The organism is Bradyrhizobium sp. KZN70725 (assembly GCF_055264925.1).
Window position 1 is genome coordinate 1 of the sequence record NZ_JBUYWT010000199.1, and the last position, 641, is coordinate 641.

Genomic DNA, 641 nt, shown 5'->3' on the forward strand with positions numbered 1-641 from the left:
TCATCACGACGGCTACATCTCCTGGCAGGATTACGAGAACAATCAACGGACCATCAACGGGAACGCTAACATGAAGGGCGCGATGGTGCCGGGATCGGTGCGCAATGGCGGTGGATTGCTGGTCGGCCTGTTGCGTTGTGGACGTTGCGGTCGCAAGCTCAAAGTGCAGCATAATGGGCTGCGAGGTGTTGCGCGCTACCTTTGCAACGATGCCAGCGTTAATCACGGAAGACGAACGAAGTGCATTGCGTTTGGCAATGTGCGAATCGATGCAGCTGTGTCGGCCGAGGTATTATCGGTGATTGCGCCTCTCGGCCTTGACGCTGCTCTGCAAGCAATCGCGGACCGCGAGCGCGCCGGCCGAGAGCGGCTGCAGCACATAGAGCTTGCGCTCGAGCAGGCACGCTATGAAGCGGCTCGCGCACACCGACAATATGACGCGGTTGATCCAGAAAACCGCCTGGTCGCTGGAGATCTCGAGCGGCGGTGGAATGAACGGCTTGCGGAAGTGGCGCGCCTCGAAGATGATCTTCGCATTGCCCGCGACAAACAGCCGCCCACTCTAACCGACGCAGAACGCGCAGAGATTCTTGGACTAGGGACAGACGTGGAGCGCCTGTGGAGCCATCCGGCAGCCTCGG

The 641-nt window shown here is 60.1% G+C and carries 1 protein-coding gene; it reads left to right on the forward strand.

Annotated elements, in window-relative coordinates; all coding sequences use genetic code 11:
• Positions 1 to 641 (forward strand): recombinase zinc ribbon domain-containing protein (locus ACZBJS_RS42690; protein WP_463440350.1); only part of this gene is annotated, 641 nt, incomplete at both ends.